At 75.2% G+C, this 21071-nt stretch carries 18 protein-coding genes; 9 read left to right on the top strand and 9 right to left on the bottom strand.

From position 1 onward, the window contains the following. Positions 1-70 precede the first annotated feature (70 nt). Positions 71-952, bottom strand: a complete 882-nt coding sequence (locus G339_RS0120905) for an HhH-GPD family protein (RefSeq protein WP_019633020.1) — start codon at positions 950-952, stop codon at positions 71-73. 65 nt (positions 953-1017) lie between these two features. On the opposite strand from G339_RS0120905, the gene G339_RS0120900 reads away from it, so the two are divergent. The 3 genes from G339_RS0120900 to G339_RS39945 all read left to right on the top strand — a co-directional run bounded on the left by G339_RS0120900 (position 1018) and on the right by G339_RS39945 (position 2836). After that, on the top strand, positions 1018-1680 hold the full coding sequence (locus tag G339_RS0120900) for a hypothetical protein (protein ID WP_019633019.1): 663 nt from the start codon (positions 1018-1020) through the stop codon (positions 1678-1680). A gap of 182 nt (positions 1681-1862) precedes the next feature. Continuing rightward, on the top strand, positions 1863-2282 hold the full coding sequence (locus G339_RS39950; RefSeq protein ID WP_051107904.1) for an esterase/lipase family protein: 420 nt from the start codon (positions 1863-1865) through the stop codon (positions 2280-2282). Then, entirely contained in the window at positions 2249-2836 is a 588-nt protein-coding gene (locus tag G339_RS39945) for a lipase family alpha/beta hydrolase (protein ID WP_019633018.1), read from the top strand. The genes G339_RS39950 and G339_RS39945 overlap by 34 nt, the downstream gene beginning before the upstream one ends. A gap of 176 nt (positions 2837-3012) precedes the next feature. On the opposite strand, the gene G339_RS0120890 is transcribed toward G339_RS39945, so the two are convergent. After that, on the bottom strand, positions 3013-3630 hold the full coding sequence (locus tag G339_RS0120890) for an alpha-ketoglutarate-dependent dioxygenase AlkB (RefSeq protein WP_019633017.1): 618 nt from the start codon (positions 3628-3630) through the stop codon (positions 3013-3015). 143 nt (positions 3631-3773) lie between these two features. On the opposite strand from G339_RS0120890, the gene G339_RS34725 reads away from it, so the two are divergent. Beyond that, positions 3774-5810 carry an outer membrane protein assembly factor BamB family protein gene (locus tag G339_RS34725; RefSeq protein WP_019633016.1) on the top strand — a complete coding sequence of 679 codons (2037 nt, stop codon included), beginning with the start codon at positions 3774-3776 and terminating at the stop codon, positions 5808-5810. Continuing rightward, entirely contained in the window at positions 5807-7999 is a 2193-nt protein-coding gene (locus G339_RS36990; protein WP_019633015.1) for a serine/threonine-protein kinase, read from the top strand. The genes G339_RS34725 and G339_RS36990 overlap by 4 nt, the downstream gene beginning before the upstream one ends. A gap of 5 nt (positions 8000-8004) precedes the next feature. Here G339_RS36990 and G339_RS34715 read toward each other — a convergent pair whose 3' ends face one another. Both G339_RS34715 and G339_RS0120870 read right to left on the bottom strand, forming a co-directional pair. Beyond that, complete coding sequence (locus G339_RS34715) at positions 8005-11502, bottom strand: ATP-binding protein (RefSeq protein WP_019633014.1); 3498 nt, start codon at positions 11500-11502, stop codon at positions 8005-8007. Between the two features lie 85 nt (positions 11503-11587). Continuing rightward, complete coding sequence (locus tag G339_RS0120870; protein ID WP_033323710.1) at positions 11588-12493, bottom strand: MmpS family transport accessory protein; 906 nt, start codon at positions 12491-12493, stop codon at positions 11588-11590. 185 nt (positions 12494-12678) lie between these two features. On the opposite strand from G339_RS0120870, the gene G339_RS0120865 reads away from it, so the two are divergent. Beyond that, positions 12679-13446: a hypothetical protein gene (locus G339_RS0120865; protein WP_019633012.1), complete on the top strand. Its 768-nt coding sequence runs from the start codon at positions 12679-12681 to the stop codon at positions 13444-13446. Between the two features lie 216 nt (positions 13447-13662). Next, positions 13663-14658 carry a hypothetical protein gene (locus G339_RS0120860; protein WP_019633011.1) on the top strand — a complete coding sequence of 332 codons (996 nt, stop codon included), beginning with the start codon at positions 13663-13665 and terminating at the stop codon, positions 14656-14658. 113 nt (positions 14659-14771) lie between these two features. On the opposite strand, the gene G339_RS0120855 is transcribed toward G339_RS0120860, so the two are convergent. Beyond that, positions 14772-15359 (bottom strand): TIGR03086 family metal-binding protein, encoded by a 588-nt coding sequence (locus G339_RS0120855; protein WP_019633010.1) that lies wholly within the window; start codon positions 15357-15359, stop codon positions 14772-14774. A 200-nt stretch (positions 15360-15559) separates the two neighbouring features. Between G339_RS0120855 and G339_RS0120850 the strand changes: the two genes are divergently transcribed. Further along, on the top strand, positions 15560-16453 hold the full coding sequence (locus tag G339_RS0120850; protein WP_019633009.1) for a DMT family transporter: 894 nt from the start codon (positions 15560-15562) through the stop codon (positions 16451-16453). Here G339_RS0120850 and G339_RS0120845 read toward each other — a convergent pair. Next, positions 16407-17480, bottom strand: coding sequence for an MGDG synthase family glycosyltransferase (locus G339_RS0120845; RefSeq protein WP_019633008.1), 1074 nt, complete (start codon positions 17478-17480; stop codon positions 16407-16409). The genes G339_RS0120850 and G339_RS0120845 overlap by 47 nt on opposite strands. Positions 17481-17510: 30 nt before the next feature. Here G339_RS0120845 and G339_RS0120840 point away from each other — a divergent pair, with 30 nt between their 5' ends. Beyond that, on the top strand, positions 17511-18284 hold the full coding sequence (locus G339_RS0120840) for a polysaccharide deacetylase family protein (RefSeq protein WP_019633007.1): 774 nt from the start codon (positions 17511-17513) through the stop codon (positions 18282-18284). A 76-nt stretch (positions 18285-18360) separates the two neighbouring features. On the opposite strand, the gene G339_RS0120835 is transcribed toward G339_RS0120840, so the two are convergent. The 3 genes from G339_RS0120835 to G339_RS39025 all read right to left on the bottom strand — a co-directional run bounded on the left by G339_RS0120835 (position 18361) and on the right by G339_RS39025 (position 20912). Next, the gene (locus G339_RS0120835) at positions 18361-19797 is read right to left on the bottom strand and encodes a SulP family inorganic anion transporter (protein ID WP_019633006.1); all 1437 of its coding nucleotides are present in this window, start codon (positions 19795-19797) and stop codon (positions 18361-18363) included. Beyond that, entirely contained in the window at positions 19794-20396 is a 603-nt protein-coding gene (locus G339_RS0120830) for a carbonic anhydrase (protein WP_019633005.1), read from the bottom strand. The genes G339_RS0120835 and G339_RS0120830 overlap by 4 nt, the downstream gene beginning before the upstream one ends. Positions 20397-20504: 108 nt before the next feature. After that, a complete protein-coding gene (locus G339_RS39025) occupies positions 20505-20912 on the bottom strand; it encodes a hypothetical protein (RefSeq protein WP_019633004.1) in 408 nt (135 codons plus the stop codon). Between the last annotated feature and the right edge of the window lie 159 nt (positions 20913-21071).

Raw genomic sequence — 21071 nt, 5'->3', positions numbered from 1 at the left:
ACCCACGGGAACGGCTGCCTGAAGCCCTACCGGTGAACATTGCCCCAGCGGCGTCGACGCACGTCAGGGGTTACGCCGGAAGCGCGTAGCGACCGTCGTCGAGAGGGTCCACCAGGCCGTCCGCGATGAGCCCGTCCAAAGCGCGTTCCCGCTGCACCGGATCGGACCAGACGATGTCGAGCGCCGCCTTCTCGACGGGCTCTGGCGCGTCGCGCAGCACGGCCAGCAGGCGACCCCGGCACTGGCGGTCGGTGCCCGCGTACGTCTGGCCGCGCCGGGGCGGACCGTCGTGCGCCGGGCGGCCGAGCGCCTGCCACGCGCAGCGGTCCAGCACCGGGCAGTCCACGCAGCGCGGCGAGCGGGCCGTGCAGACGAGCGCGCCGAGTTCCATCACCGCCACCGACCAGCGCGCGGCGGTCGGCGGATCGAGCGGCAGAAGGCCCTCGGCCAGTGCGACCTCGGCCTTCGTCTGCGACGTCGGCGGGTACTCGACGCCCGTCAGCAGGCGGGCGAGCACCCGCCGGACGTTCGTGTCGAGCACCGCGTGCCGCTGCCGGTAGGCGAAGCTCGCGACGGCCGCCGCCGTGTACGCGCCGATGCCGGGCAGGGCGAGCAGGTCGGCGTGGACGTCGGGGACGGCGCCGCCGTGCCGTTCCACGATCGCCTGGGCGGCGGCGTGCAGGCGCAGGGCGCGGCGCGGATAGCCGAGCCGCCCCCACGCGCGGACGGCCTCGCCGGACGGTTCGGCGGCGAGCGCGGCGGGCGTCGGCCACTGTTCCATCCACTCGTGCCAGACGGGCAGGACGCGCTTCACCGGCGTCTGCTGCAGCATGATCTCGCTGACCAGCACGCCCCACGGCGTCGCATCGGTGGCGCGCCACGGCAGATCGCGGGCGTGCTCGCCGTACCAGTCGAGGACGGGGGCGGTGATCAGGTGGGCGGGGATCTCCATCGGTGCCTCATTCTGTCACGGCGTGCCGTCCGCCCAGGAAGATCGACCGATTGCATACTGTCCGTATGTCTACGGGTACAGAACGTGAGGATTCCGAGTCGGACCGCGGGCCGGACCAGTACTGGAAGCGGCGCGCCATCGCGCTCGGGGCCGTCCTCGGGGCGGTCGGGCTGATGGCGTGGGCGTGCGGCGCGGGCGGCGGGGAGGAGAAGCCCGTGCGGGACGCGGCGGCGCTGGCCGGCGCGACGCCGACCATCGTGCCGATGCCGGCGGCCACGTCGCCCACGGCGACCGCGACGGCGTCCCGCAGCGCCTCGCCCAAACCGCGCCGGAAGGCGGGTGACGCGTGCGTGCCGCACGACGTCGTGGTGACGCTCGCGGCGTCCGCGTCGGTGTACGCCAAAGGGCGGCGGCCCGAACTGCGGCTCACGGTCGTGAACACCGGGTCGCGCGCGTGCGCGTTCGACGTCGGTTCACGCGCGCTCGACCTGCGGATCTCCTCCGGCCCGGACCGCGTGTGGACGGCCTCCCAGTGCGCGCCGGACGAGGGCTCGGGCAAGCGCGTGCTGCGGCGCGGCGTCCCGTTCGTCCGGACGATCGTCTGGGACCGGCGGCGCGGCTCGGACGGCTGCCGGGGCCATCGCCCGACCGCCCGTCCGGGAACGTACGTCGCCGAAATTCACGCGAAGGGCGTCACGGCGCGGCGGCAGGTGTTCTCGCTGCGCTGACGGACGCGCCGGACGCGCGTTATCCGCAGGATGGCCGCGACTCCGTTAGCACCTCGGCGCGCAAAAACGGACTGTCGGATTGTACCTACGGCCTGTTGTCGCCTATTGGACGCGCAACCTGGATTTCACCCTTGCCACGGCGATGCAAGTGAACGCTTGCCGGGCGCACCGAGGAGGGTGACATGGGAAGTGGACGTGCGAAGGCGGCCCGCTCCGGCGGACGGCGCACGCGGCACATCCGGCGCGGACTGACGGCGGCGGCGCTCGCGCTCGGACTCGGCACGGGCGCGCTCGCGGCTCCCGCGTCGGCCGACGCCAAGTACAAGGAAGGCGACCTCGGCACCGCCGTCGCGAACTTCTTCAACAGCCCTGACGCGGTCGCGGGCGCGAACGACTGGAACTGCAAGCCGAGCCCCGAGCACCCCACGCCCATCGTGCTCGTCCACGCCACGTTCGTCAACCTCGGTGCGAACTGGGCCGTCCTGTCGCCGAAACTCGCCAACGCGGGCTACTGCGTCTACGGATTCAATTACGGAATGACGCAGATTCCGCGGACCGGATCGGCGGCATGGGCGACATCGCCGAGTCCGCCAAGACGCTGAGCGCGTTCGTGGACCAGGTGCGGCAGCGGACCGGCGCGGCGAAGGTCGACCTCGTCGGCCACTCGCAGGGCGGCATGATGCCGTCGTACTACCTCAAGCGGCTCGGCGGCGCGGACAAGGTCCGCCGGTTCGTGGCGCTCGCCCCGAGCAACCACGGCACCGACCTGCTCGGTCTGGTCAACCTCGGCCGAGCGCTGAACCTCCTCGGGTTCGTCAACGACATCTTCAACCAGGCGCAGACGCCGGGCCTCGCGCAGCAGGAGTCCGGCTCCGACTTCCAGAAGGCTCTGTTCGCGGACGGCGACACGGTGCCCGGTCCGGAGTACACCGTCATCGAGACGAAGAACGACGAGGTCGTGACGCCGTACACGAACGCGTTCCTCAAGGGGCCGAACGTCCGCAACATCACGATCCAGGACCAGTGCCCCGGGGACTACGTCGCGCACGTCGGCATGTTCAACGACGGACCGACGCTGCAGAACGTCCTGAACTCGCTCGGCGCGAACGACCCGTCCTTCCGCCCGGCCTGCAAGGACTTCGGCCTGCCCTTCTGACGTCGGCAATTCCACGAACCGCCGGACGGGACACATCGCGGTGCGTCAGGATGCGGGTGCGGCACGTCACCGACCCGAGGTCGGGGACGGCCCGCCCGCGGCCGACGGCCGGGCGCCCTTCGACGACGACCCCTTGGCGACCGGCCGCGGCCGGGGCGTCCCGTCCGGCGGCGCGCTCAGCGCACGTTCGTCGGGCGGAACTGGACGCTCACGCGCGGCCCGAGCGGACGGGCGCTCTTCGGGACGGCGTGCTCCCAGGTGCGCTGGCAGCTCCCGCCCATGACCAGCAGGTCGCCGTGGCCGAGCTCGTACCGCAGCGCCGGGCCGCCCGCGCGCGGACGCAGCAGCAGCGGGCGCGGCGTCCCCAGCGACACGATCGCGACCATCGTGTCCTCGTGCCGGCCGCGACCGTACTGGTCGCCGTGCCACGCGACGCTGTCGTGGTGGTCGCGGTACAGGCAGAGGCCCGCCGTGGTGAACGGCTCGCCCAGTTCCTCGGCGTAGTGCGCGTCGAGGAGCCGCTTCATCTCGTCCAGCGCCGGATCAGGGAGCGCCATGCCCTCCCTGTAGAAGGCGAGCAGCCGGGGCACCGCGACGACCCGGTCGTACATGCGGCGGTTCCCGGCCTGCCACGGGACGTCCGTCAGCAGCCGCTGGAACAGGGTGTCCGCGCCGGTGATCCAGGACGGTCGCAGGTCCACCCAGGCCCCGTCCCGCAGCGGGACGCGGCGGACGGACGAGCCGAGCGGGTTCACGCCGACCTCGTCGGCGTCCAGGAGCGACGCTTGGAACATGCGTCCCAGAGTACCCAGCGAGTCAAACATATGTTCGATCGAGGGGCTGTAATCGCGCTGTAAGGACGGCGCTCTACGATCGGCGCACCGCTCCCCGCGGGCGGGGACAGCGTCGGCGGAGGGTGTGTGCGGGAGGTGGGGCGTTGCCGGGGGTCGATCCGCTCGAACCCGGCGATCCGCAGACGATCGGGCGGTACACCGTGCTCGGTCGTCTCGGTGCGGGCGGCATGGGCCGCGTGTACCTCGCGCGGTCGCCGGGCGGCTCCCGGGTCGCGGTCAAGGTGGTCCACGCCGCCTACGCGACCGACGAGCGGTTCCGGGCGCGGTTCCGGCGCGAGGTGATCGCCGCCGGCGCGGTGGGCGGCGCGTTCACCGCGCCGGTCGTCGACGCCGATCCGGACGCCGCGAGTCCCTGGCTGGCCACCGCCTACCTGCCCGGGCTGTCCCTGCAGGCGGCGGTCGGGGAGCACGGGCCCTGGCCGCCGCCCCGGACGGCGGCGCTCGGCGCGGCGCTCGCGGAGGCGCTGCTGTCGATCCATCGAGCGGGCATCGTCCACCGCGACCTCAAGCCGTCGAACGTCATGCTCGCGGCCGACGGCCCGCGCGTCATCGACTTCGGTATCGCCCGCGCCGCCGACGCCGTCGCGATCACCCGCACCGGCGCGGTGCTGGGCACGCCCGGCTACCTCGCGCCCGAGCAGGCGCTCGGCGGGGAGACCGGACCGGCGGGGGACGTGTTCGCGCTCGGCGGCGTCCTGGTGTTCACCGCGACGGGTGAGGGGCCGTTCGGTCGCGGAACGGTCGAGGAGATGCTGCGCCGCGTCGTGCGGGAGCCTCCGCGCCTCGACGCGCTCCACGATCCGGGGCTGCGCGCGCTGGCCGCCGCGTGCCTGGCCAAGGACCCCGCCGATCGGCCGACCCCGGCCGACCTGCTGCGCGAGCTGTCGGCGGTGTCCCCGGACGGGCCGCTCCCGCCGCCGCAGGTCGCCGCGGCGATCGACCGGCTCGCGGCCGCGCCGCTGCCCGTCCTGCCCAGGGCGGGGCGCGTGCCGCGCCGGGCGCTGCTCGCGGCCGCCGGGGGCGGGCTCGGCGCGGTGGCCCTCGCGGGGACCGCGGCCGCGTTGGCGTGGACGCGTTCGGGTCCGGAGCGGCCGCCCGCCGACCTGAGCCCGACGACCGCGCTGGCGCTGCCGGGCCGTGCCGCGCAGCCGCTGTGGCGGTTCGACGCGCAGCGGTCGGTGGACTCGTCCCCGGCGGTGTCGGGCGGGGTCGTGTCCATCGGCGGTGACGACGGCCACCTGTACGGACTCGACCTCGCGAAGGGGACGCGGCGTTGGCGGTACGCGGCGTCCGGCGAGGTCCGGGGAACCGTCGCGGTGGCGGGCGGCGTCGCGTTCACCGGGTCGTCGGATGGCGCGGTCCACGCCGTCCGCGTCTCTGACGGCCGTCGCGTCTGGCGGCGTTCGGTCGGGACGGACGCGCGTGTCGTCGCCGTGCTCGGGGATTCGGTGCTGGTCGCGGCATCCGCGGACGACGCCGGCGCTGTCGTGCGGCTCGCCGCTCGTGACGGCGCGGTTCGGTGGAAGCACCCGACGAGCGGCATGCCGGACGGCCCGGTCGCCGTCGTCGGCGGTGCGGTGTACGTCGCGGACGGCGCGCTCTACGCGCTGGACGCGGACGGGAAGGCGAGCGCGGTCGGCGCTGCGCCCGCTGCGCTCGGCGCATCGGTCGTCGGTGACCTGCTGCTGGTCGGCGTTCCGGCCGCCGGGGCGGGCGGGCCTGCCGTTGTGGCGCTCGACGCGCGCACTCGCGCCCGCCGCTGGTCGGCAACGACGCAGGCGGAGGTGAAGACCGCCGCCGTGCGCGCCGGGGGCGTACTGTGCGTCGCCGACACGTCCGGAACTGTTTACGGCATCGGCACGGACGGGACCATCCGCTGGCGGCGCGCGCTCAGCGGCGCGGTCGCCGCGTCCCCGGCCGCCGCGGGCGACACGGTCGTCATCGGCGCGGGGGACCAGTGCGTCTACGGGATCACCGCCGCGTCCGGCGAGATCGCCTGGACCTGCCGGACCGGTGACGCGATCGGCGCGTCCACCGCCGCCGTGGCCGGCCGCACCGCGGTCGTGGGCAGCCACGACGGCTACGTCTACGCCCTCGAAACACATCCCGGAGCATCATGAAGCCGCTGCTGCACGACGACCCCGTCCAGATCGGCGTCCATGTCCTGATGGCGCGGATCGGTGCGGGCGGGATGGGCGTGGTCTACCTCGCCCGGTCGCCCGGCGGGCGGCTCGTCGCGCTGAAGGCCGTCCACGCCGAGCTGGCGTCCGATCCGGCGTTCCGCGCGCGGTTCGCCCGGGAGGTGGAGGCCTCGCGCGCGGTGGGCGGCGCGTTCACCGCGCCCCTGGTGGACGCGGACCCGGTGGCGCCGCGGCCGTGGCTCGCGACGGTCTACCTGCCCGGCGTCCCGCTGGGGGAGGCCGTCGAGGCGACCGGCCCGCTGCCCGGACCGGCCGTGGACGCGCTCGGGGCGGGCATCGCCGAAGCGCTGGTGTCGATCCATCGGGCGGGCGTCGCGCACCGCGACCTGAAGCCGTCGAACGTCCTCCTCACGCGGGACGGGCCGCGCCTGATCGACCTCGGCATCGCCGCCGTGACGCGCGTCGGGGACGGCGCGGGGGACGGAACCGTCCTCGGCTCGCCCGGCTACCTCGCGCCCGAGCAGGCGGCGGGCGGCGACGGAGGCCCGGCGGCGGACGTCTTCGCGCTCGGCGCGGTGCTGGCGTTCGCGGCGACCGGGCGCGGGCCGTACCAACGGGGTTCCGCCGATGCGCCGCCCGCCGCGCTGCTGTACCGGGTGCTGAACGAGGAACCCGATCTTTCAGGGATCGACGATGTGACCCTGCGCGACCTGGTCGGACGCTGCCTGCGCCGCGACCCGGACGAGCGGCCGGACGCCTCGACGGTCCTCGACGCCTTCGCCGCCCGCCTGCCCGCAACGGACGGCGTGCCGGAGCGGAGCGGCGGGCTGAGGCTTCCCGGCGCCGTCGTTGAACGCATTGACGCGGCGGCGCGGTTCGTTCCCCGGCCTGGAGCGCCGCCGTGGCGGGAAGCGCGGCCGCCCGCGCCGCCCGGCGTCAAGCGGCGTCGCGTGCTGTTCGGGCTGCTCGCGGCCGGTGGTGCGGTCGTCGTCGGCGGAGCGACGACGGCGGCGGTTCTGGCGTCACGGGGCGGCGGTGAGGAAGACGGGCTCGTGTGGAAGACGACGCTGCCCGACCAGCCCGACGTCGTCCAGCCCGTGGGCGGCACCCTGCTGTGCATCAGCCGCGACTCGGGGACGACCGGCCTCGATGCCCGGACGGGTAAACGCCGGTGGCGGAACTCATCGCTGACCGCGAGCGGCCAGAGCATGGTCCTCGCGGCGGGGAACGTCGGGATCGTCACGAACCTGAGCGACGTGCAGGCCGTCGACGCCGCCACGGGCAGGTCGCTGTGGTCCACGAGCATCGCCGGGCGGAACGTCCCCGCCGTCGCGCCGAACGTCGTGTGCGTCTCCGGCGTGCGCGAGGCCGTCGCCGAGACCTCGACCATCGCCTACGACCCCAAGTCCGGCGCGACGCTGTGGAAACTGCCGTCCAGCTACCAGATCGCGGGCGGGACCGTCGCGGGCGGCGTCGCGTTCGTGCCCGTCGAGGACGGCAAGGTCCGGGCCGTGGACGCGGTCAGCGGCGCGAAGCATTGGGAAGTGACGCTCGCGCCCGAGGAGAACGCATCCACCTTCGCGGTCATGACGCCGGTCGCGGCGGGCGACGCCGTCTTCGTCCCGGCGGGCGACAACCGGCTGCACTGCTTCGGAGCGGCCGACGGCAAGGAACGCTGGAAGGCCGAGCTGAGCGGCGCGCTCACGTACGCCTCCGACACCCCGGACTGCTGCATCGCGGCGGGCGACGCCGTGTTCACCATGACCGCCGAGGGCATGGTGCAGTGCTTCGAGGCGGCTTCGGGGAAGCAGCGCTGGCGGCTCCCCACCGGCTACGCGGCGCACCGGCCGCTGCGGGACCTGCTGCACGTCTCCGGCGACGTCGCGCTGATGATCGCGCGCCGGACGCTCGTCGCGGTGGGCCTCGCGGACGGCCGCGAGCGCTGGCGGCAGGAGATGGGCGTCGAACCGCTCCGCGCGGTGCTCGGCGGCGGCCTGCTGCACCTGGACTCCATCGACGGCCTGCGCAGCGTCGACCCCGCGACCGGCAGGATTGAGCGAACGCTCAACGGCGACCCGTACTCGCTGCACAGCGACCCGTACGTCGTGGGGAACACGCTCGTGATGAGCGGCTACCCGCACTTCGCGCTGGCGGTTCCCTGCCGCTGAACGCGTCAGCGCGGTAGGTGCTCCGCTCGGACGCCGAGCCCGGCGAGCAGCGCGCGGCCAGTGCGGCGGGGTCCGGCGGCGGATTCGGCGTCACCGAGATCCGCCAGGACGTCCGCGAGCAGCAGCAGGCAGCGCGCCCGCCAGAGCGGCACCGCCAGTTCCTCGCACAGGTCAAGCGCCGCCGCGACGAGCGGCCGGGCGCGCTCGGGCTCGCCGCCCGACCGGTACAGCTCGGCCAGCGCGTACTGGACGCGCGCCCGCATCAGCCGGTCGCCGCGGTCCCGCGCCCGGTGCAGCGCCGTGCGCAGCTCCGCCTCCGCCTCGGCGGGCCGCCCGAGCGCCGCGTGCGCGCAGCCGAGCCCGTGCGCGGCGTACATGTCGCCGAGCCGGCTGCCCGCCGCCGTCGCCGCCTCCCCGACGTACCCGAACAGCGCGGCGGCCTCGGCCGGGCGGCCGAGCGCGAGCAGCGCCTGACCCGTCCAGTACGCGGCCTGGACCTCGACGCCGGTGTAGCCGACCTCGCGCGCGAGGCGGCGGGCGGTGCCGAGGACCGTCAGCGCCGTCTCCGGCGCGCCCCGCTCCAGCTCCACGCCGCCGACGATCAGCACCGCGCGGGCCTCCCCGGCGGTGTCGCCCGCCGCGCGCAGCAGGTCCCGCGCCCGGCCGCACTCGTCCACGGCCGCCGCGAACTCGCCGGTCATCCGGTGGACGGTCGCGAGCTGCCGCAGCGCGAGCCCCTGCCCGTGGCCGTCGCCCGCCTCGACGTGCAGCCGCAGCGCGCGCCGCACCGCGTCGAACGCGCCCCGGTAGTCGCGCCGCTGGCAGGCCAGCTCGGCGGCCAGGACCAGCACGGCCGCCGCGCCGCGCCGGTTGCCCGCCGCCTCCGTCGCGGCGAGCGCGTCGTCCAGCGCCGACCGCCACGCCTCGACGTAGTGCGCGGGCTGGAACAGGACCGCGGAGCGGACGGCCAGTTCCCAGCACAGCTCGTCCGATCCGAGCCGCGCCGCCTGCCGGACGGCCGCCGCGAGCGCGAGCCGTTCGGCGGCGAGCCAGCCCGGGGACCGCGTCGCCGCCCGCCGTCGCGCCGACGAGCCCGGGTCGAACCGCTCGGCCGAACCACGCGCGGGCACGTCGCCACCCGCCGCGACCAGGTCCACGACCGTGTCGGTCAGCGCGAGCCAGCCGCCGAGCGCCCGCAGCAGCGCCGCCCGCCGCGCCTCGGGCGGGTCGGCGGCCAGGCAGCGCTCGCGGGCGTGCTCCCGGACGAGGTCGTGCAGCCGGTAGCGGGGCGCGTCGTCGGCGGAGCGGCCCGCCGGGGCGACGAGCTGGGCGTCCACGAGCCGTTCCAGCACGTCCACGGCGTCGTCGGGCGGGGCGTCCAGCAGCGCGGCGGCGACCCAGCCCGCGAAGTCGGGAGCGTCGAGGAGGCCGAGCAGCCGGTACAGGCGGCGGGTGCGGGCGTCGAGCGTGCGGTAGCCGACGTCCAGCGCGCCGCGCACGCTCAGCCCGCGCTGCGCGAGCACGTCGAGCCGCCCGCCGCCGCGCAGCCGCTCGGCGAAACCCGCGATGCCCCAGTGCGGCTTGGCCGCCAGCCGCGCGCCCGCGACGCGCAGCGCGAGCGGCAGGTGGCCGCACAGGTCCGCGAGCGCCGCGACCGCCTCCGGCTCGGCGGCGACGCGATCCGCGCCGAGGACGCGTTTCAGCAGCACCGCCGACTGCGTGGGCTCCAGCACGTCCAGCTCCACGAGCCGGACGCCCGGGAGCCCGGTGAGTCGCGCGCGGCTGGTGACGATGGCCCGTGAGCGCGGTCCGGCGGGCAGCAGCGGCGCGACCTGCCGTTCGTCGGCGGCGTTGTCGAGCACGACGAGCACGCCGTGCTCGGCGGCCAGAGTTCGGAAGAGCGCCGTCCGGTCGGCGGCGGACTCCGGCAGCGCTTCGCCCGCCACGCCGAACGCGCGCAGGAAGCGGCCCAGCACCTCGCCGGGGTCGGCCGGGTCCGGCTCGGTGCCGCGCAGGTCGACGAACAGTCGCCCGCCCGGATGGTGGGCGCCTGCGCGGTGCGCGGCCTCGACTGCCAGCGCCGTCTTGCCGATCCCGCCCATCCCGGACACGACGGTCAGCGCGCCGCCCGCGAGGACATCGGCGAGCTGCCGTTCCCGGCCGGTGAAGTCGGCGACGGCGGGCGGCAGCTCGTCCGGGCGCGGGCGGGCCGGCGCGGACTCGGGAGCGGGTATCTCCTGCCGCATCACCCGCAGGTGCGCCGCGCGCAGGTGCGGGCTGGGATCGACGCCTAGCTGGTCGCGCAGCCGTTCGCGGGTGCGTTCGAACGCTTCGAGCGCCTCGGCCTGGCGGCCGCAGCCCGCCAGCGTCTCGATCCAGACGGCGAGCAGCCGTTCGTCCAGCGGGTGCTGCTCCACGAGCGGAGCAAGCCAGGGGAGCGCTCGTTCGGGCGCGCCGGTCGTTGTGGTGGCGGCTGCGTGTTCCAGCGTTGCCGTCAGCCGTTCCTGTTCGAGTCGGTCCGCGACGGCCGGGTCCAAGGCGGCGGCGTCTTCCAGCGCGCGGCCTCGCCAGAGTGCGAGCGCGTGCTCCAGCGTCGTCGCCCGGTCGGCCGGGTCGAGGCCGCGCGCCCGCTGGACCGCCGCGCGGAACAGCTCCGCGTCGATGGACGCACCCGGCGTTCGCAGCGCATATCCGTTCGCCGTGCGGACGACCGTCACCGCCGCGCGGTGATCGGTTCCGCCGTCTCGCGCGTTCTCGTCCGCGTCGTTTGGCGTGGAGTCGCGCGGGTCACTTACTGCGGCTGCCCGCGCGCGGTCGGTTGCGTCATGCCGCGCGGCCCCAGGGACCGCCTCGCGCATACCGGTTGCAACGCCGGGCCGCGCGGTCTCGGGTGAGTCGCCGTCCGTAGGTTTCGGCGAGTCATCGCTGAGCGCACCCGGCGTGCGGCTGCACGACGGTTCGGGCGGCTCGCCTGCTGTGTTTCCGCGCGCGTCGTCGCACATTCCTTGCGGCACGTCGCCGTGCGCTCCGCGCATGTCCCCGGACTGATCGCCGCTCAGCGCTCCGCCCGCGTATCCAGGCGGCGCATCGCGGTCCCCGGCCAGAGCACCGTGCTCGGCGGGCGGGCCATCGCGGGGAATCCCGCGCGCAGGTCCGAGCAGGGCGCCGCGCGCTGTTCCGGGCAGGCGGTCGCTCCGCGCCTCGGGTGGAACGTCGGTCAGAGCGTCGGGTGAAGCGAGCGGCGCGTCGTCCAGTGCGTCGCGCAGCCAGCGGCGCAGCCGGTACACCGCCACGGCCAGCGCTGACGCGGACACGGACGCCTCGCGTTCGCCCCACAGCAACGAGACCAGCGCGTCGTCGCGGAGGCCGATCGCGCCCGCCGTCGCGAGCGCGCCGAGCAGCGCGCGGGAGATCCCCGACGACGGGGACAGCAGCACACCGTCCCGGATGATCCCGACCGGCCCGAGCACGGCGACGCGCACGCCCGCCGCTCCGCTCCGCATGGCCGCCGCGCCTCTCCACCGCCGGTTCCCGTCGCCCTTCTAGGACTCATGGGACCAGACGAAGGTTCGGAGCGGAAGGCCCCCGTCACCCGGTGTAGAAGGCCAGGCAGGTCGCCGTCGTCGTCGAGTCCTGCCGCTTGAGCTCCTGCCCGTCGACGGAGATGCGGCAGCCGACCGGCTTCATGAAGCCGTTGGTGTAGGCGCTCAGGTTGAACGGCATCTGCGCGCCCGCCTGCGGAACGAACGGAAGCTCCTTGGACCACGGGAGTTTCACGTTCTTGACCGTCACGGATTTCGTCGCGGCCGGGTCCGTGTACATGATTTGGGACGCCTTGCCGCTCCCGGTCACCTCGAAGCGCACCTTGTGCGTCGTACCGGTGTCCTTCGCGCCGACGCCGGGGAGCCGTTGCAACACGAGGCCGGCCAGCCCGGTAAGGACGGTCTTCGGGTCCTTTTCGTTCTTGCCGTGGATGCCGCTGAGCGTGATGTCGACGACGAGCGCGCCGCGCCGCGCGTTGATCTCGTACTCGGTGAACTGCGTGCCCTCGGTGCCGAGCGTCCAGTAGTCGAACCAGCTCTCGTCGGCGCCCTGGACGACGTTGTTCGCGAGGATCGTGCGGCGCGCGTCCTCCTGGAGCCGGTCCTTGTGGTCCTGAAGCGTCTTCGAGTAGACGAGCTTGCCCGCCTGGATGGTCGGCTGGAGGTCGACCGTGAAGGCGTCGGCGACCATGCCCTCGCAGCTCAGGACCGTCCCGTTGATCTTCGGCGTGAACGGCTGGAGCATCTGGTGGCCGTAGCCGGCGTAGTCCTCGGGCGTGAGCAGGCCGCACATCGCCTCGGTGACGCGGCCCCCCGAAGGCTGCGGCCAGCCACCCGCCGGGGCCTTCACCGCCGTCGTCTTCGGCCCGCCGCCGTCCGAGCCGCCGCAGCCCGCCGCCAGCAGGGCCGCCGCCGCGACCACCGCACCGGCCGCCCACTTCCCACGCCGCACGTTCCCGCCTTTCCTCGCCGCCGCCGGACGGGAGGCACCTTAGGGACGTGCGATGTCATCTCGATTACATCGGGCGAACACTCACATCTTGACAGTTGAGAGTTCTTCATCTTTGATTCTGGAACGCGCCAATGTGACCAGCTTCTCATTGTCGCGTTCCTCTCCCTCCACCCGACGAGGACTCCATGATTCGTCTTGCCCGCCGGGCCGCCGCGCTCGTGCTCCCTGCCGCCCTCGCCGTCTCCGGCCTCGCCGCCGCGAGCCTCGCCGCCACGACGGTCGCCGCGCCCGCCGCCCTCGCCGACACGCCCGCGCCCGGCGTCCCGGACCTCGACCTGTCCGACTGCCCGGACTCGCTGCCCGTCGGCGCGAAGCCGGACGAGTGGTTCTGTGAGGTCCTCATCACCAACGCCGGGCACATGAAGGTCGGCGCGATCGACCAGCCGATCACCCAGCCGCTGATCATCACGAGCATCGCGGGCGTGGACCCGAAGACCGGCAAGGACGTCACCCGGTTCATCCGGATGCGCAGCAAGCCGATGACGGTCGCCGGCGGCGCGCTCGGCATCCCCGGCACCGACAGCCTGCCGCTGCTGGGCCTGTCGGTCGAGCCGCAGTACGCGGGCACGTTCGAGATGGACATCCCGAACTTCAAGGCCACGCTCAGCCTCAAGCTGAAGCTCAACAACGAGCTGCTGGGGAACTCCTGCTACGTCGGCACGGACGAGAAGCCGATCAAGCTGGACCTGGACCTCTCCGGCATCCAGATGGCCCCCGGCTCCTCGTTGGTGCAGGTCCAGTCCACGGACAAGACGTTCGCCGCGCCCGCCACCAGCGGCTGCGGCCTGCTCACCCCGATCGCCGACTGGCGCGGCGGGCTGCCGTCGCCGTCCGGCGGCAACGCGGCGGAGCTGACGTCCTACCTCGGCGGGGTCTCGTACGCGGACATGTAGTTCGATCCGCGAGCCCCGGCCGGGATCGGCCGGGGCTTGCCGGAAAGGTGCGCGACAGCGTGTGATGGTCGCGGACCCGGCGCCCGTGGTGCCCTCCCCCGTGGGGCACCGCGGGCGTCGTCCGTTCTCCGGGCCGTCGTTTCTCCCCCGCGCGGGGGAGCGGGTCACGATGCGCGAGGGAGGACGCGGTCCGCGCCCGCGGGCGATCGTGACGTCATGCGGACATTGCGACTCTCGCGGGACGCGCTCTCGGCGGCGGCGCCCGCGCTGCCGCTCGGGTACGCGGCCGTGCGCGCGTTCTGGCTGGTCCACGGCTTCCCGTTCGACAGGGCGCCGATCGGTTCGGACCTCGTGTCGGTCCACGGCTGGGACTCGGTCGCGCTGTGCTGCTTCGCCGCGCTGATCGTCGCCGCGGCGCGACGGATGCCCGCGCGCGTGCCGCGGCCGCTCGTCGTCGCGGCGGGCTGGGGGACGGCCGCCGTGCTCGCCGGGTCCGCCGCGCTGCTGCTGCTCGACGTCGTCGGCGCGATCCTGCCGGGGCTCGGGCTGGTTTTCGAGCCGCTGGGCGCGCTGAGCCGGGCCGCGTGCGCGGGCTGCGCGGTGCTGACGGCCCGGGCGACGCTCGCGTACCAGCGCCGCACCCGCACCGGCCGGACGCTGCTCGCGCCGCTCTCCCGCACGCCGCGCTGGGCGTTCGTCGCCGCGTACGCCGCGTCGGCGGGCTGCCTGGTTCGCATCGCCGCGCAGGCGTGGGTCGGCCTCGAAACGTCACCGCTGCGATCCGGGACGGCCGAAGTCCTGTTCGAGTTGGGGTTCGTACTGGGCGGGACGCTGCTGCCCGCCGCGCTCGTCCACGCCTTCGGACGGACGTGGCCGCGCTGGGTGCCCGTCCTCGCGCGCCGCCGGGTGCCCCGGCGCCTGGTGCTGTGGCCGGGTGCGGCGGTCTCGGCCGGACTGATCGCGTACTTCGGGACGATGACGCTGCAGATGATCTGGGAGCGCCTGCACGGCCGGAACCCGTTCCCGCCCTCCGGCGGCCTGGACCTGCCCGAGGCGTTCTTCTGGATCGCCGTCCCCGGATACCTGGTGTGGGGCATCGGCCTGGCGGCGGCGTCCGTCGCCTACGCCCGCCGAACGAAGATCCCGGACGCAGCCGCCTCGACCTGCGCGCCGCCCATCGACCGCGCGACCGAACGAACAGTGCCCGGGTGACCTGCGTGTCGCGCGTGGGCCACCGCGCGAGGTGGTGCGGCGGCTGCCTTGGACGGGGAACGGGCGAAGCCGCGCCTTGGCGTGGCGCGGCTTCGGGGAGCGTTCCTGGTAGGTCAGGGCGTCCAGTGGGGGTTGCGGCCGAGGTAGCGCAGGAAGCGGGCCGTGTCGTCGTCGCCCGGCTCGTCGGGGAGGGCGGCGGCGTAGGCGCCGAAGGAGCGGAGCGGTTCCACGATCACGGTCGCCGAGGTGTGGAGGCGGCGGGCGAGGTCCGCGTTGAGCGGGGACGGCCGGCCGGTCGCGAGCGCGATGTCCCAGGCATGGACGGCGGCGTCGAGCGCGCATGCGCCGACCGCCGTCGCCGCGTCGAGCTTGTTCGGCGGGACGGGCACCGGGACTTCGGCGGTGTCCGGCGCGACGGTGGCGAACGCGCGGGCGCTGGCCTCGACGGCCCGCCGGGCGACGGCTCCGGGGTCGTCCCCGAGCTTCCCGGACGGCGCGAACGGGTTCTCGTCCGGACCGGGCTCGCCGGTAAGGAAGGACGCGAACGCGAGCTGATCCCCGGCGGCGTGCTGGAGAACCTGGGTGACGGTCCAGTCCGCGCAGGGCGTGGACCGTTCCCAGCCGTCGGCCGGAACGTCCCGGACGGCCGTGAGCAGGGCCTCGTGGGCCTCGGCCAGGATCGTCCACTCGGTGCTGGTCATAGCTGGTTCCCCTCGTTCGACTGCCCTGCCAGTGTATCGGAACGGAACGATCTATTCCAGTCCACGAGGCGCCGGCCGCCCGGTTCCGCAGTTGGCAAAGACGCCGCCAACCGGGCGCCGACGCCCCGGCACGCGGGTAGGAGAGCCAGGACACCTGCATCCACCCGGGAGAACGCAACGACGATGGCCGGGCGCGGTAGATGATCGCGACGCTCCTCGCGCTGCTGGCCGCGGCGTCCAACGCGTTCGCCTCGGTGCTGCAGCGCCGCGCGGCGCGCACGGTCCCGGCGGCGCACGCGTTCCGCCTGAGGCTCTTCCTCGACCTGCTGCGCACGCCCGCCTGGCTCGGCGGCATCGGCGCGCTGCTCGGCGCGTTCCTCCTGCAGGCGGCGGCGCTGTCGCAGGCGGGCCTGACGCTGATCCAGCCCGTCCTGTCCGCCGAACTGCCGTTCACGATGATCCTGCTCGGCCTGCTCCCGCCCCGCGACCTCGCGCGCGTCCCGTGGCGCTCGGTCGGGCTGCTGACGGCCGGGCTCGTCGGGCTGCTCGCCGCCGCCGCGCCGCGCGAGGGCTCCCGGTCGCCGGGCGCGTGGAGCTGGGTCCTGGCCGGGGCGGCGTGCGCGGGCGGCGTCGCGCTGCTCGTCCTCGCCGCGCTCGTGGCGCGCGGGGCGGCGCGGGGCGTCCTCATCGGCATCGCGTCGTCGGTCGTGTTCGCGTTCACGGCCGCGCTGATGAAGGAGGTCACCGAGCTGTTCGGCGACGGGATCACCGCCGTCGTGACGTCGTGGGAGCTGTACGGGATGGTGGTCGGCGGGCTCGCCGCGCTGTTCCTGCTGCAGAACGCGCTGCAGAGCGGGACGCTCGTCGCCGTCCAGCCCGCGCTGACCGTCAGCGATCCCGTCGCGAGCATCCTGCTCGGCATCGGGCTGTTCGGCGAGCGGATCAGGACCGGCCCGTGGGTGGCGCTCGAGGTGCTGGGCGTCGCGCTGATCCTCGCGGGCAGCATCGGGCTGTCGCGGTCCCCGATGCTTCAGGAGCACCACGACGTCAAGCCGGCGAAGCCGCCACGATCTCCTCGGCGCTCGGCGCGTTGAACAGCGCGGTCGCCCGCGCGGTCTGCCGCGCGCGGACGGCCGGGTCGGCGAGGCGGTCCAGCGCGGCGACCAGCTCGGCGGGGGACCGCGCGTACACGCTGACGCCGCCGCCCGCCATCGCCCGTGCGCCGTCCCGGCCGTGCCCGGCGATCGGCCGGTAGGAGACGACCGGCACGCCCAGCGCGAACGCCTCCCGGCAGCTCAGTCCGGCCGCGTTGTCGACGAGCGCGTACGCGCCCGCGAGCAGTTCGGCGACGTCGTCGCGCCAGCCGAGGACGAGGCCCGTCCCGGCCGCGCGCAACTGCCGGATCAGCCGCTCGTTCCGCCCGCACAGCACGACCGGCAGGTACCGGCCCGAATCGGCCAGGACGCGCGTCGTGTCCGCGATGTGCCCGACGCCCCACGACCCCGCCGACACGACGACGGGCCGGTCCTCCGGCCGCACGCCCGGCAGCGGGCGCGCGGGCCGGACGCGGTCGGCCGTCCGGAACCGTTCCCCGACCAGCGGCGCGGTCGCCGTCGCGGGACGGCCCGTCGCCTCGGTCACCGCGCGCGCCGCCGCCGTGTCCGGGCACAGGTAGCGGTCGTTGCCCCGGTGCATCCACAGCCTGTGGACGGCGAAGTCGGTGACGAGCACCAGCGACGGCGTGGGGAGCCGCCCCGACTCGCGCAGCCGCCCCGCGACCTGTGCAGCGAGATGGAACGTGGAGACCACCGCGTCCGGCGGACGGTCCGCCAGCGCGCGCCCGAGCCGCGCCGCCAGCCACATCGTCAGCGGCGACGCGCGCGGCGGGTCGCCGGACGCGAAGAAGCCTCGGTACAGCGCCTCGTACAGCCACGGCATCGAGATGATCACCGTCCGGTACGCGCGGCGCAGCGCCCGGCCGAGCCGCAGCGGGAGCAGGTCCAGGACGTCCACCACGGCGACGTCGAACCCGGCGGGCGCGAGCCGCCGCGCCAGCTCCGCCGCGACGCCGTCGTGCCCCGCCCCCATTCCGGCCGTGAGTATGAGCAGGCGTTTGCCCATTCAGAACGCCTTCCCGCGCAGACTGGACGCATGGCCACACGGGCGGCGGCGCGGATCGCGGCGGTCGCGGCGGGGGCCGCGTTCGCCAACGCGCTGCCCGCCGTCACGTGCCTGCGCGCCGTGCGCCGCTGGACGCCGCGCCTCGCCGGCCGCGGCGACCCCGGACACGTCGCGCTGACCTTCGACGACGGCCCCGACGCGACCGGCACCGCGCTGTTCCTCGACGTCCTGGACGACCTCGGCTGCCGCGCGACGTTCTTCCTCCTCGGCGACCAGCTCCGCCGCCGACCCGCGCTCGCGCGCCGCATGGTCGCGGCGGGCCACGAGGTCGCGGTCCACGGCTGGCTGCACCAGAACGGCCTGCTCGCCCGGCCGGGGCGCGTCCCGGCCGGGATCGCGCGGACGGTCCGCCTGATCGAGGACGTGTGCGGCGTCCGGCCCGTCTGGTACCGGCCGCCGCACGGCGCGCTCAGCGCGGAGGGCCTGGCGGGCGCACGGGCCTGCGGGCTGCGGCCCGTCCTGTGGACGGCGTGGGGCAAGGACTGGACGGGCCGCGCCACGCCCGCGACGATCCTCGCGACGCTCCGCCCCGATCTGGCGGGCGGCGCGACGCTCCTCCTGCACGACAGCGACGTCACCGCGGCGCCCGGCGCGTGGCAGGCGACGCTCGACGCGCTGCCCGCGATCGTCCGCGCGTGCCGGTCCGGCGGGCTCGCCGTGGGACCGCTGCGCGACCACCGCATCCACCCCCGGCTTCGCCGTTTGCCCGACACCTCCATGCTCGGCAGGAATCCCGTGGGCTAATCTCCGCTTTCGCCCAAGACCGTCCCCAGAACGCCGAGACCCCCGGGCGGGGTCGCCGCCGGGGGCCTCGGTGGGGTCAGGCTCGCGCGGGCACCGTCCCGCAGCGGCCGTCCGCCCATTCGGTGAGGGCCGCCCGGCAGGACGGGTCGAGGTGCCGGAGGCCGGACACGTCCAGCTCGATCCGCCGGTCGTGCGGCAGCGCGTCCAGCGCGTCGATGAGCTTCGGCAGCCGCAGGAACGTGGCGTTCCCGGTCACCGCGACGCGGAGCGGCCCGTCGCCGTCCGGCGCGCGCGTCTCGACGTGGACGTGCGAGGTCTCCCACGCCGACTTCGCGATCGCCGCGACGAGCCCGATCAGCACGCCCTCGAACAGGTTGAGCGCCACGACCGCCACCGCCGTCACCGCGAGGACCGCCGCCTCGCCGCGCTGCTCCCGCCACAGCGGACGCAGCCGCGCGAGCGGGATCAGCTTCCAGCCCGCGTGGACGAGCACGCCCGCGAGCGCCGCCAGCGGAATCCACCCGAGCACCGACGGCAGGAACGCCGCGAACAGCAGCAGCCAGACGCCGTGCAGGACCCGCGACGCCTTCGTCCGCGCGCCCGCCCGCACGTTCGCCGAGCTGCGCACGATGACGGCGGTCATCGGCAGCGCGCCGAGCGCCCCGCACACCGCATTCCCGGCGCCCTGCGCGATGAGCTCGCGGTCGTAGTCGGTGCGGGGCCCGTCGTGCATGCGGTCCACGGCGGCGGCGCTGAACAGCGTCTCGGCGGACGCGATGAGCGCGAACGCCAGGACGGTGCCGAGCGCGCCGACCTCGGCGAGCCGCGCGGCGTCGTCCAGGCCGGGCGGGTGGATCGAGCCGAGCAGCCCCCGCACGTCCAGCGACCGGACGGGCAGGTCGAGCAGCAGCGTCGCGCCCGTCGCGGCGGCGACCGCGACGAGCGGCGCGGGCACCCGCCGGGCCTTCTCCGGCAGCAGCGGCCACCCGGCCAGGACGGCGATCGTCGCGACGCCGACGCCGAGCGCGGTCAGCGCCGCGCCCGACCCCGCGCTGCCGGCGAGCATGCCGGGCAGCCCGGCGAGCTTGCCGAGGCCCGAGCCGGGCGCGGGCGCGTCCGCCATCGCGTAGAGCTGCCCCGCGATGATCGTCAGCCCGATCCCGGCGAGCATCCCCTCGACGACCGACAGCGACACCGCCCGGAACCAGCGGCCGAGCCGCAGCGCGCCGAGCAGGAGCTGGACGAGCCCGGCGGCCAGCACGATCGCGCCGAGCGCGCCCGCGCCGTACTCGCGGACGGCCTCGAAGACCAGGACCGTCAGCCCGGCCGCGGGCCCGCTGACCTGGAGGCTGCTGCCGGGCATCGCCCCGGCGACGAGCCCGCCGACGATCCCGGTGATCAGCCCCAGCTCGGCGGGGACGCCGGACGCCACCGCCACGCCCACGCACAGCGGCAGCGCGACGAGGAACACCACGAGCGAGGCGGGCAGGTCCCGCCGCAGGACGGCGCTCACAGCGGGAGGAACGCGTCGGCGTCCGCGCGGTGCGCGAGGACGGTCCCGGTGTGGACCTCGTAGTACCAGGCGTGCAGCCCGAGCGCGCCCGCGCGGAGCCGCCGCGCGACGTTCGGGTAGGTGCGCAGCCGGTCGAGCTGGTGCAGCACGTGCCGCTGCGCGGCCGCCGCGTAGTCGGGCGCGGTGTCGCCGGGGCCCGGCGGCGCGGGGCCCCCGGCGCGCGCGCCCGCGAGCCAGCTCCGCACGGCGGGGACGCCGGTGAGGTCGTCCCCGCGCGTCATGGCGCCCACGGCGCCGCAGTGGGAGTGGCCGCACACGACGATGTCGGCGACGCCGAGCACCTCCAGCGCGAACTCGATCGTCGCGGCCTCCCCGGTCGGGTGGCCGAGCCGGTGGCGGGGAACGATGTTGCCCGCCGTCCGCAGCTCGAACAGCTCGCCGGGACGGGCCCCGGTGAACAGGGACGGGACGACGCGCGAATCGGAGCAGGCGATGAACAGCGCCTGCGGGGACTGGCCCGCGGCCAGCCGGTCGAACTCCGCGCCGTTCCGGGCGGCGTGCTCCCGGAACGAGCGGGCATGGTCGATGAACGTCTGCATGGCGAAGACCTCCAGGGGCGCCGCGCGGCGGCGCGTCGATGGAGCGGGAACGGACGGCGGCGCGGACGTCCCGCCGCCCGGGCGGGCGGCGGGCGCGCGGCGGTCACATCAGCAGCGGAACACCTGCAGCAGGGCCGCGACGTCGCCGGAGACCGTCCGGCTCAGGGCGTGGAGGTGTCCGTCGTGGCCGCGGCGCACGAGCGCGGCGGCGAGAGCGCGGGGAGCCCCGGGGCGGACGGCCAGGCAGGAGTGGCCGCGCGGGAGCTTGAGGTCGGGCAGCAGCGCGGGCACGCGGACGCCCGCGTGCCGGGGCGCTTCGTGGGGGCGTTCGTCGTCCACGCAGCAGCGGCCCGACGCCGGGCCGGCCGGGCCGGGCGCGACGGCGCTCGCCGCGGGCGCGCCGAGCCGCGCCGCGCCGGAGTGGTGCGCGGGGGCGGCGAGGACCAGGACGAAGGCGGCGCACAGGACCGCCGCGACCGCGAGCGCGGCGTGCCGGAACGTCGCGAGCCGCGTCACCGCCCGTCCCCCTTTCCCGCGCCGCCCTTTCACCCGACGATAAGTGGCTTCGTCATCGCATAGGGACCTTGTCGTTGAACTATGCGTGAAGTCACACGATATCCACAACTACTTGTCACGTGAGAAGTCATGGAGCGGTGGGACAGTGGGTTCTCATCT

Source organism: Actinomadura atramentaria DSM 43919 (assembly GCF_000381885.1).
In the GTDB taxonomy this organism is placed as follows: Bacteria; Actinomycetota; Actinomycetes; order Streptosporangiales; family Streptosporangiaceae; genus Spirillospora; species Spirillospora atramentaria.
Note: the sequence above shows the minus strand (reverse complement) of the source record. Positions and strands in the feature narration are given on the sequence as shown.